Here is a 16,069-nt window from a genome sequence, read left to right as displayed (position 1 = left end):
CGGGCTGGGAATTAGTCGGGAAGAATTTTCCGGACTACGGCGTCAGCCAGCAGCCGGCCCTTCAGCGTAAGGGTCAACCGGCCTTTGAACGCTTGCACAGGATCAACCAGTTCGTCGGCGATCAGCCCTGCCATTGCATGGCGGCCGACCGCGTCCAAGGCATCCACTTCAAGCCCCGTACCGAGTCGTGCTTCCAGCATGATGCGTTCGACTTCCCGGGTTTCGGCGTCGAGGGTTTCCCGGCCTGCCGCCGGTGAGCTTCCCGCACCCAAGCGACCTGCGTATGCTGTGGGGTGCTTAACGTTCCACCACCGGACACCCCCTACGTGGGAGTGCGCACCGGGGCCGATGCCCCACCAGTCGTCGCCGCGCCAGTAGGCCAGATTGTGCCGGCACGCTTGATCGGGTGTGCGGGACCAGTTGCTGACCTCGTACCAGTTCAAACCAGCGGCAGAGATCAACGAATCAGCCAATTCGTATTTGGCCGCATGATCGTCGTCGTCAATTCCGGGCACTTCGCCGCGGCGGATCTGGGCCGCCAACTTTGTGCCATCCTCCACGATCAATGCGTAGGCGCTGATGTGGTCAGGCTCGTAGGACAATGCCGTCTCAAGGGACAACCGCCAGTCCGCCATGGACTCCCCCGGCGTACCGTAAATAAGGTCCAGGCTCACCGCGAGTCCGGCCTCACGGGCCCACTGGACCACGAGCGGCACGCGACTGGGGGTATGGGTCCGGTCAAGGACCTTCAACACGTGGGGCACAGCTGACTGCATGCCAAACGAGACCCTGGTGAATCCGGCATCGGCCAGCACCTTCAGGGACTCAGGGGTTACGGAATCCGGATTGGCTTCGGTGGTTACCTCGGCACCGGGCTCAAGCCCCCAATGGTCGACGGCGGCCCGCAGGATTCGTGCCAGGTCTTCCGCGGGGAGGAGCGTGGGCGTACCGCCTCCAAAGAAGACTGTACTCAGCCGCCGCCGGGGCAGCCCTGAGGCATCCAGTGCCAGAGCCGCGAAGTCGAGTTCGGACACCGCGGTTGTGGCGTAGGCGTCCTGGGAGGCCCCGCCGCCAAGCTCGGTGGCCGTATAGGTATTGAAGTCACAGTAGCCGCAGCGAACGGCGCAAAAAGGGATATGGACGTAGAGCCCGAAGTTGCGGTGCTCCACGCCATCCAGCACCTGCGGGGGAAGTACTCCGTCCGCAGGTGCCGGATCGCCCAAAGGTAGGACGCTGGGCATCTACTTCTTGGCCTTGTCCTTGGACTCGTCGGTGGTCAGGGCTGCGATGAATGCTTCCTGGGGAACCTCCACGCGACCCACCATCTTCATGCGCTTCTTGCCTTCCTTCTGCTTTTCCAGCAGTTTGCGCTTGCGTGTGATGTCACCGCCGTAGCACTTGGCAAGAACGTCCTTGCGGATGGCCCGGATGCTCTCGCGGGCAATGATGCGCGATCCGATGGCTGCCTGGATGGGCACCTCGAACTGCTGCCTCGGGATGAGCTCACGGAGCTTGCCGGTCATCATGACACCGTAGGCATAGGCCTTGTCGCGGTGGGTGATGGCACTGAAGGCATCCACTTGTTCACCCTGCAGCAGGATGTCCACCTTGACGAGGTCCGCAACCTGTTCGCCGTCGGCTTTCCAATCCAGCGACGCGTAGCCACGGGTTTTGGACTTCAGGAGGTCGAAGAAGTCGAACACGATCTCGGCCAGCGGAATCCAGTAGCGGAGTTCCACACGGTCCTCGGAGAGGTAATCCATGCCGCGCATTTGGCCGCGGCGGCTCTGGCAGAGTTCCATGATGGAACCAACAAACTCGTTGGGAGCCAGGATGGTGGCGGAAACCATCGGCTCGCGGACCTCGGAGATCTTGCCCGTGGGGTACTCGCTGGGGTTGGTGACGTGGATGACCTTCTTGTCCTCCAGTGTCACCTCGTATTCCACGTTGGGAGCCGTGGAGATGAGGTCCAGGTTGTACTCACGTTCAAGGCGCTCACGGGTTATTTCCAGGTGCAGCAAACCGAGGAACCCAACGCGGAAACCGAAGCCCAGTGCCGCGGACGTCTCGGGCTCGTAAACCAGTGCGGCGTCGTTAAGCATCAGCTTTTCGAGGGCGTCGCGGAGGACAGGGTAGTCCGTTCCGTCCAGCGGGTAGAGACCAGAGAAGACCATCGGCTTGGCGTCGGCGTAGCCGCTGAGCGACTCCGAGGCAGGCTTGGCCAGGTTGGTGACGGTATCGCCAACCTTCGACTGACGGACGTCCTTCACGCCGGTGATCAGGTATCCCACCTCGCCGACGCCCAGGCCCTTGGATGGCGTGGGCTCCGGCGAGCTGACACCAATCTCCAGGAGCTCGTGCGTAGCCCGCGTGGACATCATCTGAATGCGTTCGCGGGGGTGGAGCATGCCGTCCACCACACGGACGTAAGTAACTACGCCGCGGTACGTGTCATAGACGGAGTCGAAAATCATGGCGCGGGCCGGCGCATTGGGATCGCCAACGGGTGCAGGAAGATCGCGGACAATTTTGTCCAACAGCGCCTCAACACCCACGCCCGTTTTGCCGGAGACCTTGAGGACGTCCTCGGGGTCACCGCCGATGAGGTTGGCAAGCTCTGCCGCGTACTTCTCAGGCTGGGCAGCCGGAAGATCGATCTTGTTCAGCACAGGAATGATGGTGAGGTTGTTCTCCATTGCCAGATACAGGTTGGCAAGGGTTTGGGCCTCGATGCCCTGGGCTGCATCCACCAGCAGTACTGCGCCTTCACAAGCGGCGAGCGAACGGGAAACCTCATAGGTGAAGTCGACGTGGCCGGGAGTATCGATCATGTTCAGTGCGTAGCTGTTGCCATCAAGTTCCCACGGCATGCGCACAGCCTGGGACTTAATGGTGATGCCGCGCTCACGTTCGATATCCATACGGTCCAGATACTGGGCCTTCATGTCGCGTTGCTTAACGACGCCGGTGTACTGCAGCATGCGGTCGGCCAGGGTGGACTTACCGTGGTCAATGTGGGCAATGATGCAGAAGTTCCGGATGATGGCCGGATCTGTTGCGGCGGGCACCGGTGCGGTGCGGGCCATGGGAGACACGCAGGATCCTTACTGTCGACACTCACACGGCAATTCCAGAAACCGGGCATAGCCCAGCCGGAACACGCCGCGCATCTGATCCTCTAGTCTCCCATGAACCTGCGCTTCGCCGTACATTGCCTGCCCAGGCATCAGCTCCACGCAGCTGTAGCGTTGTCACATGGCATTCGACTTGCGCCCCTTGGGCGAACTCATCCTGCGATCATTCAAGGCTCTCGGTGGCAACAGCACTAAAGCAGCCACACCGGCAGGTGCCCGCAGGACGCAAACCCGGCAGTCCGGCGTCGTACGTCAGCCAGGTGCTTACCCGGGCGATTTTCGCGGTTCGATCAAGGTCAGCTACTCCCCCAAGCCCGATGGTCGGCCGGATCCCGGCGAGATTGTCTGGAGCTGGGTGCCCTACGAAGAGGACCACACACAAGGCAAGGACCGGCCCGTGCTTGTGGTGGGTCGGGACCGCGAATGGCTTTTGGGCCTCATGTTGACCTCCAAAGACCATGATTACGGCGCGCGGGCGGACGACTACGTTGACATAGGAACCGGCCCCTGGGATCGGCAAGGCAGGCCCAGCGAAATCAACGTTGGGCGCATTATCCGGCTGGATCCCGACGCGATCCGGCGTGAAGGTGCCATCCTGGGCAAGCCGCAATTCCGGGAGGTAGCCCGGGCCCTCCAAGCACGGCAATAGTCGGAGTGAGCGCCCAGTTCTGTGTGGGCCCCGAGTTTCTGCTATCCTTTATAGCTGTGTGTCCGTGCAGGTCGACGGCCACTCATGGTTGGCTGCCATAGGCATCCCCACGCCGCTCAGTCGATGGCCAACCTGAAAACCCTCTAGACCATTTCCGCATTAAAAAGAGAGTTCATACGTGGCTAATATCAAGTCCCAGAAGAAGCGCATCCTCACCAACGAGAAGGCTCGCCTGCGTAACAACGCAGTCAAGTCCGAGCTGAAGACGGCCATCCGCGCCGTCAACACCGCCGTTGAGTCTGCTGACAAGGATGCTGCTGGAACTGCACTTGTTGCTGCCAGCCGCAAGCTGGACAAGGCTGTCAGCAAGGGCGTTATTCACAAGAACAACGCTGCAAACCGCAAGTCGGCGATCTCCAAGAAGGTCAACGCACTCTAAGGTTTTTCCAGTTCGACTGAGCTGATCAAAAGGCCGGCACCCGTTGGGTGCCGGCCTTTGGGTTTAAGCGGCTGTTGCGGCGCCGATCGGCATCAGCGGCGACTGGCTGACGTGGCAATGACGGTAACGGCATGCTCCACGGCGTAGACCGGGTCCCGCGACTCACCCTTCACTTGGGCGTCGGCCTCTGCGATGACCTGGATGGAGCGGATCAGGCCTTCAGGGGTCCAGCGCCGGACATCCCGCTGGGCCTGCTCAACGAGCCACGGCTGCATTCCCAGGTTCTTGGCAATGGTGGCCGGAGAACCATTGGCTCCGGCAACTTTGGCCAAGGTCCGCAGCTTGGCCGCCAGTGCCGCGACCAGGGGAACAGGATCAACGCCGGTGGCCAGGGCGTGCCTCAGGGTGGACAGGGCCACCGGACCGTTGCCGGCCATTGCAGCATCCGCCACCTTGAAAGCCGTAGCTTCGACCCGGCCCCCGTAGTAGCGCTCCACGGTTTCCGCTGTGACGGCAGTAGTGGCATCAGCGATCAGCTGGTTGCACGCTGCCGCAAGTTCGGAAAGGTTCGCGCCCACCGCGTTCACCAGTGCCTGGACAGCTTCGCCCTCAATGCGGCGACCACTGGCCCTGAACTCGGAGACGACAAACGCGGTCTTGTCGGAGTCCTTCTTCAACGGTTGGCAATCAATGACCGGCCAGCCCGCGGACTTCACGGCATCGAGCAGCTTCTTGCCACGAACTCCCCCGGCATGCCGAAGGACAAGGACAACGTCCTGATCCGGATGCTGGAGGTATGCCAAACCGTCGGCCAGGAAAGCATCATTCATGGCTTCAAGGCCTTCAACTTCAATGAGCTTGCCCTCGCCGAAGAGGGACGGCGTGACGGTCATCGCCAAGGATCCGGCCTCGTAGGCGCCCGCGTTGAGTCGGCTGAGCTCGACATCCGGTGTAGCAGTTCGCACCTGGGTCCGGATGCCGTCCAAGGCCCGGATACCGAGATATTCTTCGGGTCCCATGATGAGGACGACGGCGGCCGGTGCCGCATCCCGCCAACTGACGGTGTTAGCCGCGACGCTCTTGGCCCGGGTGTTTTGGGCAGCAGCCACAGTTGGGTTCCTTCCGGACGTTTCTTTGCAGGACTCAAGTCTGCCATGTCTGCGCGACACACAGCGTTCCAAGAGCACCATCACAACACCGTGCAGTCCCATGATGTGACGCATCACATGCGCAGGATGCAGCGCCATCCAGACGGCCAGCAACGTCACCAAGGATGAGAGCACCATAGCCACTATTCCAACCGGCCCCTCGGCCCACGGCAAAGCAGCTCCTGGCAGGCCGGCAAACAGCCGCGCCACGGCCGCAACCAACCCAGCACAGGTCCCGGAGACAGCGATGGGCACCACCGCGAGCCAGGGAAGAAGCGTGGCCAAAGGTACGGCAATCGTGCCGAAAATCGTCACTGGAGCCACCAACGGGCCTGCTACCACGTTGGCAATGAACGCGAACGATGTGAACTGTGGCTGAAGTGCCACGATCACCGGGCCACACAGCAGTTGGGCAGACAACGGCACCGCAATTCCGGCAGCCAACCACCGTGGCACCCAGGAAGGGATCCACGACGCAATACGGGTGGCAAGCAGCACAATCCCGAGCGTAGCCAGAACCGACAAGAGAAACCCCACGCTGACCGCCATGGCCGGGTCCAGTAAAAGCAGAATCGTCGTGGCGAGGCAAAGAAAAGTCAAGGACCGGCCCCGCAATCCGCCCGTCAGGGCAGCCAAACCCACAGCCCCCATGACCGCAGCCCGCAAGACACTCGGATCCGGCCCAACCATCATGACGAACGACAACAGACCGCACGCAGCGAACGCCCCGGCGGCCGGGCGTACCAGCCGGAAGCAACGCGCCAGCAGAATGAAGCCACCCAGGATCAAGCTGCAGTTGGCTCCCGAAACGGCAGTTAAATGCGTCATGCCCGTGGTCTTCATTGCGGTTTCCAGGCTTTCCGGCAGCGCACTGGTGTCGCCTGTCACCATCCCCGGAAGCAGCCCGGCCGCGTCCGGAGGCAGCCACTCAGCAGCCGACACGAACGTTTTCCGTATGTCGGCCGCAGTTTGTCGGACATCGAACCCGGTCCCCGTAACGATGGGATCAGAGGAGGCGCTCAGAAGCGCAGATTCAGATTGCCCATCCCGTACCTGTTTCAGCGTTCCGGTTGTTCTAACGCTCTGCCCCGCACGCACCTTCTGCCAACCAGCGCCACCCGTCACCACGATGTCAGCAATTCCACGCACCTCGCTTCCCTTGGACGTGAGGTCAATCAGGCTCGCATCAACAATCCATCTCTCGTCACCTAAATGCCCCGGTGAACGCGCGGGCGTCGGACTGCCCGTGACGAGGATATGGATGACAACTCCCTCATCAGCGGCAAGCGCTTGGGCCAGGGGCCCATTCTCACGGTTTCCGGCAGTGACAGCGCAGTGAACCGCAACAACGGCCCCCAGGACACAAGCGAGGGCGAGGGTCGCGAACAGTGTCCTGGCCCTCACTCCGGAGGGCCTCTGGCTCCGCCCCACAACAAGGAACACCGTGCCCACCAAGCCCAGCGCGCCCGCCAACAGAGCAGACCAGACCGCGTCAATGAAGCCACCCACCAACGCTGCGGACCACGTCACCATCACAACAGGAACGAGCCTCAGGTCCAGGCGCTTTGCCGTTTCCGGACCGCCCAGGGACTCAGCCATCCTGCACCGTCACCAGGTCCTTCAGGGACTCCATGAGCTTGGGTCCGATTCCGTCAATGGCGTCCAGTTCATCCACCGACGCGAAGGGTCCATGCTCTTTCCTCCAGTCGAGAATGCGCTGGGCAGTTACGGGCCCCACACGAGGCAAAGTCCCTAGCTCTTCCAAAGAAGCTGTGTTGATATTGACCTTCGTTGCACCTCCACGCGAGTTGCCGGCAGCACCACTGCCGGCAAGCGCGGACGGGGCGGGCTGCGCTGCCTGTCCCACGACCGGAACGAGGATTTTGACGCCGTCACTGAGCACCTCGGCAAGGTTCAGCCCACCGAGTTCAGCATTCGGCGCTGCACCCCCGGCCGCATCAATGGCCTGAAAGACGCGGCTGCCAAGCGGCAGTGAAACGACACCGGGCTTCTGTACAGCCCCCGCTACATGGACAAGCAGGCTCCCTTCAACCTGGGTGCCCGCCGGAGCCGGCGGGCTTGGCGAATCCGAAACAACGGGACCACCCGATGCCGCAGGATCCAACGGTTCCGACGTTGGCTGGTCCAGTGACGACTGCACCAAGTGCCAGGCAATAAGAGCTGCCGCTACGACGGCGATGAGTACTGCTACCCGCCAAGGAGTCCGCCACCGAAGCCGGGCACTGCGAACGCAGGCGCCGGCCATTTCGCCGCCGGCTGCATCAGGAGTGTCTTGCGCTGGCAACTCCAACAGCGGAGAAGCCAGGGTTTCTCCGGCCAATCGGGCGGCAAAGCGGTCCCGGACTGCCTGCGCTGCGGCATCAGGGGACGCATCCCGGCTCAGGCGTGGCATACACCGAGCCTAGGGCTGCCGGCACGGAAACGACGGAGACAGGGCACCCTATGTGGATAAGACGACCAGGGTCAGTCCGTTGGCGTGCTGCTCTCCCCCACAATGACAGCCAGAACCCCCAGGCCGGCATGAGCCGCCAGAACGGCAGGCAAGGCACTGATTTGGGGCGGCGGGCAGTCGGGGCATTTCTCGTTCAGCCGGGCGGCCAGTGCTTCGGCCTCCATCTGGTTGCCAAAGTGGTGAACTGCCAAGCGTTGCTGTCCGGCCGGGCGGGAAGCAACATCCGCTGCAACGATCTCCTCCAAGCGAGCCACGGCGCGCACGGCGGACCTGACCTTTTCCAGCGGAACGATCTTGCCGCCGTCGACGGCCAGGATGGGCTTGATGGCGAGGACTGTACCCAGCAGGGACGCTGCGGCGCCGATTCGCCCACCACGGCGCAACTGTTCCAGGCTGGGCACGTAGAAGTAGACCTTGGTGCGCTCCATGCGCCGCTCGGCGAAACCACGGACTTCTGCAGCCTCTTGCCCATCGGCAGCGGCAACCACCGCACTTTGGACCCCCATGCCCTGCGCCATGCCCACCGTACGTGAGTCCACCACTTCCACGGGAATGCTGACGCGGGCTGCAGCCAGCCGGGCAGCATCGGCGGTTCCGGAGAGCTCGGATGAAATGTGGATGGACACCACTGACTCGAAACCGCGACGCTGGGCAGCGAGGTAGGCCTGCTCAAATTGCCCAGGCGACGGCCGGGACGTTTTCACCGAGGCACCCGAGGCGAGGGCCAGCGACAACGTTTGGGTGATGTCGTCTTCGCCTTCGCCGTAAATTTCGTTCCCCACCATGACAGGCATGGGGACAACAGCAAGACGTCCGTCGGCGGTAAAGGCCGAGACCCAGTCCGTGGGAAGTGCGGCCGCCGAGTCAGTGACGACGGCTGTCTTGACGACGGCGGCCAACGGTACGTCATCTGCTGGGACCGGCGCAGTGGGCTGCCTAAGGCGCGCCACTCTTTCCTTGAGCCATATCCATGCGGGTGGTTCTCGCTCAGGCACGCAACCTCCAAAGATGATGGCCGGCCGCCGGCAGACTGCCGGCGGCCGCATTGTCCCTGCTAGGCGGGAACGATGTTCACCAGTTTAGGTGCCCGGACGATCACGGTCCGGATGCCGCGACCGTCCATGGCACGCTGGACGTTTTCCGAAGCCAGGGCAAGTTCCCGCAAGGCGTCCTCAGTGATGTTCGGCGACACTTCCAAACGATCGCGAACCTTGCCCTGCACCTGAACCACTGCGGTGACAGTGTCCTGCACCAGCAATGCTTCGTCATGCTTCGGCCAGCCTGCATTAGCTACGGAGGCAGGGTGGCCCAGCGTGTTCCACAGGTCCTCGGCTGTGTACGGAGCAAACAGGCTCAGGATGACAGCAACGGCTTCCACCGCTTCGCGTACGGCGGGATCCGCGGCACCTGCGCCGGAATCAATGGTCTTGCGGGTCGCGTTGACCAACTCCATCAGGCGGGCCACCACGACGTTGAACTTGTTATTGTCCAACAGTTCCGCGGCGTCGGCGATGGTCTTGTGCGTGACAGTGCGCAGGGCGCGGTCGCCAGCAGCCGGATCCACGCCCGGCTCGCTGCTGACGTCCTGGCCAAGCCGCCAGGCCCGGGCCAGGAACTTGGCAGAACCCGACGGCGAAACGTCCGCCCAGTCGACGTCGTCTTCCGGTGGGGAGGCAAAAACCATGGTGAGTCGCACGGCGTCGACGCCAAACTTGTCCAACTGCTCGCCGAGGTCCACACCGTTGCCGAGGGACTTGCTCATGGCCTTGCCGCCGTTGAGCACTTGGCCTTGGTTAAGAAGCGCTGAGAACGGTTCGTTGGCTTCGATCAGTCCAATGTCCTTGATGACCTTGGTGAAGAAGCGCGCGTACAGCAGGTGCAGGATGGCGTGCTCAACGCCACCTACGTACTGTCCAACTGGCATCCAGTTGTTGATCTTCTCAGGATCGAACGGGCCCTCGGTGTAGTCCGGCGACACGAAGCGAAGGAAGTACCAGGACGAGTCCACGAACGTGTCCATGGTGTCGGTATCCCGCTGTGCGGCCCGTCCACAGTTGGGGCACTCAACATTGACCCACTCAACAGCGGCGGCCAACGGGGATGTCCCCTTCGGCGACAATGCCTCACCACGCAGGTTATCGGGCAACCTGACCGGCAACTGGTCATCGGGAACGGGCACTTCTCCACATTCACCGCAGTGGATGATGGGGATGGGGGTACCCCAGAAACGCTGGCGGCTCAGCAGCCAGTCACGCAGCCGGAAGTTGACGAATTTCTCGCCGGTTCCCAGCTTCTCGAGGATCTCGATCGCGGCCGGAATTCCCTCGGACTTGGACAAACCGTCCAAGTCGCCGGAGTTCTTCAGTGTGCCTTCGCCGGCAGTGGCTACACCAGTCTCTGCGGGGTCTTCGGCGCCTGTTTCCAACACTGCCCGCACGGGCAGGTTGAAGGCCTTGGCGAAGTCGAGGTCGCGCTGGTCATGCGCAGGCACGGCCATGATGGCACCCGTGCCGTAGTCGGCCAGCACGTAGTCAGCGGCCCACACCGGGAGTTTCTCGCCGTTGAGCGGGTTGATGGCGTAACGGCCGGTGAAGACGCCGGTCTTCTCGCGTTCGGTGGACTGGCGCTCAATTTCGGAGAGCGCCTTGACCTTCTCGCGGTACGCCATGAGTTCGTCATGCTGTTCCGGAGTCACCAGGTCCAGCGCCAGATGCGCATCTGCTGCAACAACGAAGAACGTTGCGCCGTAAAGAGTGTCAGGACGGGTGGTGAACACTGTGACTTCGCGCTCGGCACGCTCTTCCGTGGCTTCGATGACGAACCGCACGTGCGCGCCTTCAGAGCGGCCGATCCAGTTGCGTTGCATGGCCAGAACACGCTCGGGCCAGTGGCCTTGCAGCTGCTCCATGTCCTCCAGCAAGCGGTCTGCGTAGTCGGTGATCTTGAAGTACCACTGATTCAGCGACTTCTTGGTGACGGGCGTGCCGCAGCGTTCACAGGCGCCGTTGACAACCTGTTCGTTCGCCAGGACTGTGAGGTCCTTGGGGCACCAGTTGACCGGCGAATCCTTGCGGTAGGCCAGGCCGCGCTCGTAGAAGCGCTTGAACAGCCACTGGGTCCACCGGTAATACTCGGGATCCGAGGTGTGGATGCGCCGGGACCAGTCGGCGGAGATGGCGTATCGCTTGAACGACGCCGCCTGGGTGTCAATGTTCGCGTAGGTCCACTCGCTGGGGTGCGCGTTGCGCTTGATTGCAGCGTTCTCAGCGGGGAGGCCAAAAGAGTCCCAACCGATGGGGTGCAGGACGTCGAAGCCCTTCTGGCGCAGGTAGCGCGCCACCACGTCGCCCATCGCAAATGCTTCAGCGTGGCCCATGTGAAGGTCGCCGGAAGGGTAGGGGAACATGTCCAGCACGTAGCGGCGTTCCCGCGAACCGTCGTCGGCAGGTGTGAAGACTTTGAGGTCTTCCCAGACTTGCGGCCACTTGGCTTCCATCGCAGCGAAGCTGTAGACGCCCTCTTCAGGCGCTTCAGCTGCGGCTGTCTGTGCTGTTCCGGTCTCTGTCTCCGGCTGAACGCTCACTGCTGCCCTCTTCTGTTCTTCGATGGCGGTTTTGCCTCCTGCTGCGGTCCCGGATAACCCCGGACACACAAAAGCCCCTCAACAATGGAGGGGCGGCCGCACGGCTAATATAAGCCGGGCGGCTAGCTAAGCAGAAGGATCGCACGCATACCAATACCTTACCCCACCAAACCCGTGGGCTGGGTGCATGACGTCGGTACGCCGAAGAGGTTCCGGGGACTCCGCGCCATGGTGTGGTGGGCACCGCGAAGCGGGCGGGCGGGAGTCCCCGGAACCTCTGTCGAGGTCAGACTACTTAACGTCCTCGTCGACCCAGTCCATGGACTTTGTTACAGCCTTCTTCCAGAGCCGCAGCTGACGCTCCTGCTCTTCTGCCGGCAACTGCGGTTCCCAGCGCTTGTCTTCGTTCCAGTTGGCGCTGAGCTCGCCCAGGTCCTTCCAGAATCCGACAGCCAGGCCCGCCGCGTAGGCAGCGCCGAGGGCCGTGGTTTCCACCACCTTGGGACGGACCACCGGTACGCCCAGGATGTCTGCCTGGAACTGCATGAGTGCCTCGTTGGCGACCATTCCGCCGTCGACCTTCAGCTCGGTGAGGGGAACACCCGAGTCCGCGTTGACGGCGTCCAGTACCTCGCGTGTCTGGAAGGCAGTTGCTTCCAGCGCGGCGCGGGCAATGTGGCCCTTGTTGGCGAAACGTGTCAGGCCGACGATGGCGCCGCGGGCGTCCGCACGCCAGTACGGTGCGAACAGTCCGGAGAAGGCGGGGACGATGTAGACGCCACCGTTGTCCTTAACTCCCGCAGCCAGCTCCTCAACTTCCGGAGCGGAACTGATCATGCCCAGGTTGTCGCGGAGCCACTGGATCAAGGAACCGGTGACCGCGATGGAACCTTCCAGGGCGTAGTGCGGCTTGGCATCGCCCAGCTTGTATCCCAGCGTGGTGAGGAGGCCGTTCTTGGAGTGAACAATTTCCTCGCCGGTGTTGAAGATCAGGAAGCAGCCTGTGCCGTAGGTGTTTTTCGCTTCGCCGGCCTGGAAGGCTGCCTGGCCGAAAGTGGCTGCCTGCTGGTCGCCCAGGATGCCTGCCACCGGAGTTTCGCGAAGGAGCTGCGAGGTGTGGACCTGGCCGTAGACCTCGGAGGAGGACTTGATGGCCGGCATCATGGAGGCCGGAACGCCAAAGATGTCCAGGATTTCCTGGTCCCATTGGAGCGTCTCAAGGTCCATGAACAGGGTGCGTGAGGCGTTGGTAACGTCAGTAACGTGCACTCCCCCGTCCACGCCGCCGGTCAGGTTCCACAGAACCCAGGCGTCGGTGTTGCCGAACAGGAGGTCGCCGGCTTCCGCACGTTCGCGGGCGCCGTCGACGTTGTCCAGGATCCATTTGATCTTGGTGCCGGAGAAGTAGGTGGCCAGTGGCAGGCCCACCTTCTGCTTGAAGCGTTCGAGCCCGCCGTCCTGGGCCAACTGGTCCACGATCGGCTGGGTACGGGTGTCCTGCCAGACAATGGCGTTGTAAACCGCTTCGCCCGTGTTCTTGTCCCAGACGACCGCAGTTTCACGCTGGTTGGTGATTCCGACGGCGGCGATGTCGTGCCGTGTCAGGTTCGCCTTGGACAGGGCAGAGGCAATGACTTCCCGGGTGTTGTTCCAGATTTCGGCGGGGTTGTGCTCAACCCAGCCAGCCTGCGGGAAAATCTGCTCGTGTTCCATCTGGCCGGTGGAAACGATGTTGCCGGAGTGGTCGAACACGATGGCGCGGGAGCTTGTGGTGCCCTGGTCAATGGCGATGACGTATTGATTCATGGTGACGTCCTTGTCTTAGTGTTGGTCGTTGCTTGTTACTCAGAAGTGATTGAGAGTGTGTGCGGTTGAGTACGGGCAGGATCAGCCAGCGATCGCAGGCATGATGTCGGGAACCCACAGGGCTACGACGCCTGCAAGCGCGCCGCCGACCAGCGGTCCAACAATGGGGATCCAGGAATAGGCCCAGTCGCTGCTGCCCTTGCCCTTGATGGGAAGGAGAGCGTGCGCGATGCGGGGGCCGAGGTCACGTGCAGGGTTGATGGCGTAGCCGGTGGGGCCACCCAGGGAAACGCCGATACCAACAACGAGCAGTGCCACGGCCAGCGGGCCGAGTCCTGAGGGGGTGCCGCCGAAGGTCAGGATGACGAAGACCAGGACGAACGTGCCGATGATCTCGGTGACGAGGTTCCACGGGGTGGAACGGATGGCGGGACCGGTGGAGAAAGTACCCAGCTTGTTGGCTGCCAGGGGTTCTTCATCGAAGTGCTGCTTGTACGCGAGCCAGCAGACAACCGCACCCAGGAAGGCGCCCAGCAGTTCACCGCCGAAGTAGGTCAGGGTGGACGCGAAGGTGACGGCTACGTCCGGGGCATACTCTGCCTTGCCGTTGACCAGCAGGCCCAACGTCACGGCCGGGTTCAGGTGCGCACCGGACTTTGCAGCCACGAAAACGCCCGCGAAGACCGCAATACCCCAGCCCCACGTCACCATCAAGAATCCAGCGTTGTTGCCCTTGGTGCCCTTGAGCGCAACGTTTGCCACGACGCCGCAACCCAACAGGGTCAGCATCATGGTTCCGAATACTTCGGAAAGGAAAACAATTCCAAGAGACATCTTTGACTCCTCATTTTTCTGTTATCAGCCCCCTCGCGGGTGAAGAGGCCGTTTGGGACGGTTCCGCTCTCCGGAACCGTCCCGGTGTGGTGGTCCCCTGTCGGGCCCACCTACCCCATTCCGCCCCTGCCGCACGTTGGGACGGTCAAGCTGTTTTCCGCTGCTTGGGCTCAGGCTACGAGACTGTGCACGTCAACCTTGTGGAACCGCTGCAGTACTTCCTGGGCGTGGCGGATTTCTGCTTCGCGGGCAGCAGCATCCCACCCGAGCGGCCCTGCCAATGCAGCGGCGATCTCATTGAGCAACTCACCGGTCACCAGGCCGCGGAACGCCAGGGATGTCCTGCGGATGAGGACATCCACCAGGTGCCCGATCTGCTCGTGCTCGGCCATGAATGCCAACTCACGGACGCTGAGTTCACGCGTGGACCGCAGCGGCTGGTCATGCCCCGCATTGAGATACGCGATCACCGCGTCGGCCCGCGTACCGTACCGGGTCAGCAGCCCGGCAACCCGATCAGCGTCCAGGCCCGGACCCATGTGCTTCTTGATCCATTCCTGTTCGCCCTGTTCAGTGGCAGGGAAGCCGGCACCGCCGCCGATGGCGAGCTTCGCCGTCGAGACTTTGCGTTCCATGCCGAGTTCACGCAGGACGTCGTTGGTCATGTGCTCGGCCAAGGCGCGGAACGTTGTCCACTTGCCGCCTACCAAGCTGAGTACGACGGCGGCCTTACCGCCTGGCGTGGCTACCGCATCATCGCCTGTGCGGACGCTGCGCTCGATCCGGTAGTCCCTGGAGACGAAGCCCGGCTGGGTTTCATCGTGGCGGGGCAACGGACGGACGCCGGCGAAGCTGTAGACGATCTGGTCCCGCTCCACCTTGATGGTGGGGAACACGTGACCTACCAGGTCGAAGAAGTAGTCGATCTCCTCTTCTGTGCACACTGCGTCTTCGGACATGTCCGCGTCGACGTCGGTGGTACCCACCAGGACACGGTCACCCATCGGGTAGATGAGGACGATGCGGCCGTCGGTGTGTTCGAAGAAGATCTCCCTGCCATTGCAGGCGGCAAGAAGTTCCGGGTGGTCAAGGACAATGTGGGAGCCCTTGGTTCCGCCCATGAACTTGCTGACAGCACCCATGGCCTGGTTGGTGAGATCCACCCACGCGCCAGTGGTGTTGACGATGACGTCTGCCTGGAATTCGAATTCCTTGCCGGTCAGTTCATCGCGGAGGAGAACCCCGTCCGCGCCCATGGAAACGAGTGAGACGTAGTTGCTGGCACGGGCGCTTCCACCGGGAAGTCCGCCGCCAAAGCCTGCCTTCTCGCCATCCTGGAGGACATCGAGGGTCAGGCGCTCGGGGTTGTGCACCGAGGCATCAAAGTAGGTTGCCGCGTACTTGATCCCCGAGTGCAGCTTGGGAAGCTCGGCCAGGGCCCTGGTCCTTCCACGGAACTGGTGGCGGGGCACGCTTCCGCCGTCACGGGAGAAGAAGTCGTACATGCTCAGGCCAACCTTGATGAGGAATGCGCCGCGTTCCTTTGGCTTGCCCTGCTTGTGCGTGAGGAAACGCATGGGTGCGGAGAGGATCCCGGAGAAGGTGCTGAAGATGGGAATGGTGGTCTGCAGCGGCTTGACGTAGTGCGGTGCGATGCGCAGGAGCCGGTTACGCTCAACCACGGATTCCTGGACGAGGCGGAACTCGCCGTTTTCGAGGTAGCGAATGCCTCCGTGGATCATGTGCGAGGAAGCACCACTGGCACCTTGGCAGTAGTCGCCGCGCTCAACAAGTGCCACATCCACACCCTGCAGGGCCAGGTCGCGGAACGTTCCTACGCCGTTGATGCCGCCACCGATGATAAGTACCTTGGCCGAGGGCCGCTCCTGCAGTGCAACGACGGAGTCGCGCTGTGTGTGCTGTGAGGTACCGGAAATCCTGTTGTGTCCCAAAACTGCTCCCTTGGGCTTGGTTCGTGCGCCGCGCCACTCGCTGCTGCACCG

Annotated in this window: 11 protein-coding genes and 1 pseudogene; 2 read left to right on the top strand and 10 right to left on the bottom strand. The window is 62.5% G+C overall.

Going from position 1 to position 16,069, the window contains the following annotated elements; all coding sequences use genetic code 11:
• Positions 1-11: 11 nt before the first annotated feature.
• Together hemW and lepA are read right to left on the bottom strand one after the other, a co-directional pair.
• The gene (hemW, locus tag ABIE35_RS06250; protein ID WP_354513311.1) at positions 12-1,241 is read right to left on the bottom strand and encodes a radical SAM family heme chaperone HemW; all 1,230 of its coding nucleotides are present in this window, start codon (positions 1,239-1,241) and stop codon (positions 12-14) included.
• On the bottom strand, positions 1,242-3,095 hold the full coding sequence (gene lepA, locus ABIE35_RS06245) for a translation elongation factor 4 (protein WP_011774924.1): 1,854 nt from the start codon (positions 3,093-3,095) through the stop codon (positions 1,242-1,244). It lies immediately after the preceding gene.
• Between the two features lie 160 nt (positions 3,096-3,255).
• On the opposite strand from lepA, the gene ABIE35_RS06240 reads away from it, so the two are divergent.
• Positions 3,256-3,783 carry a type II toxin-antitoxin system PemK/MazF family toxin gene (locus ABIE35_RS06240; RefSeq protein ID WP_354513309.1) on the top strand — a complete coding sequence of 176 codons (528 nt, stop codon included), beginning with the start codon at positions 3,256-3,258 and terminating at the stop codon, positions 3,781-3,783.
• A 178-nt stretch (positions 3,784-3,961) separates the two neighbouring features.
• Positions 3,962-4,222 (top strand): 30S ribosomal protein S20, encoded by a 261-nt coding sequence (gene rpsT / locus ABIE35_RS06235; RefSeq protein WP_011774926.1) that lies wholly within the window; start codon positions 3,962-3,964, stop codon positions 4,220-4,222.
• Between the two features lie 92 nt (positions 4,223-4,314).
• On the opposite strand, the gene holA is transcribed toward rpsT, so the two are convergent.
• The 8 genes and pseudogenes from holA to ABIE35_RS06195 form a co-directional block, all read right to left on the bottom strand.
• Positions 4,315-5,331 carry a DNA polymerase III subunit delta gene (gene holA, locus ABIE35_RS06230; protein WP_354513830.1) on the bottom strand — a complete coding sequence of 339 codons (1,017 nt, stop codon included), beginning with the start codon at positions 5,329-5,331 and terminating at the stop codon, positions 4,315-4,317.
• A 195-nt stretch (positions 5,332-5,526) separates the two neighbouring features.
• A pseudogene (locus tag ABIE35_RS06225) lies at positions 5,527-6,213 on the bottom strand (ComEC/Rec2 family competence protein); the annotation flags it as partial.
• A 748-nt stretch (positions 6,214-6,961) separates the two neighbouring features.
• The gene (locus ABIE35_RS06220) at positions 6,962-7,783 is read right to left on the bottom strand and encodes a helix-hairpin-helix domain-containing protein (RefSeq protein ID WP_354513306.1); all 822 of its coding nucleotides are present in this window, start codon (positions 7,781-7,783) and stop codon (positions 6,962-6,964) included.
• A 71-nt stretch (positions 7,784-7,854) separates the two neighbouring features.
• Positions 7,855-8,889, bottom strand: a complete 1,035-nt coding sequence (locus ABIE35_RS06215) for a DegV family protein (RefSeq protein WP_354513304.1) — start codon at positions 8,887-8,889, stop codon at positions 7,855-7,857.
• Between the two features lie 8 nt (positions 8,890-8,897).
• Positions 8,898-11,426, bottom strand: coding sequence for a leucine--tRNA ligase (leuS, locus tag ABIE35_RS06210; RefSeq protein WP_354513302.1), 2,529 nt, complete (start codon positions 11,424-11,426; stop codon positions 8,898-8,900).
• Between the two features lie 291 nt (positions 11,427-11,717).
• Entirely contained in the window at positions 11,718-13,232 is a 1,515-nt protein-coding gene (gene glpK / locus ABIE35_RS06205; RefSeq protein ID WP_354513300.1) for a glycerol kinase GlpK, read from the bottom strand.
• A gap of 81 nt (positions 13,233-13,313) precedes the next feature.
• A complete protein-coding gene (locus ABIE35_RS06200; protein ID WP_354513298.1) occupies positions 13,314-14,066 on the bottom strand; it encodes an MIP/aquaporin family protein in 753 nt (250 codons plus the stop codon).
• A gap of 170 nt (positions 14,067-14,236) precedes the next feature.
• Positions 14,237-16,018: a glycerol-3-phosphate dehydrogenase/oxidase gene (locus ABIE35_RS06195; protein ID WP_354513296.1), complete on the bottom strand. Its 1,782-nt coding sequence runs from the start codon at positions 16,016-16,018 to the stop codon at positions 14,237-14,239.
• Positions 16,019-16,069: the final 51 nt, after the last annotated feature.

The organism is Paenarthrobacter sp. 4246 (assembly GCF_040546855.1).
Classification (GTDB): domain Bacteria; phylum Actinomycetota; class Actinomycetes; order Actinomycetales; family Micrococcaceae; genus Arthrobacter.
Note: the sequence above shows the minus strand (reverse complement) of the source record. Positions and strands in the feature narration are given on the sequence as shown.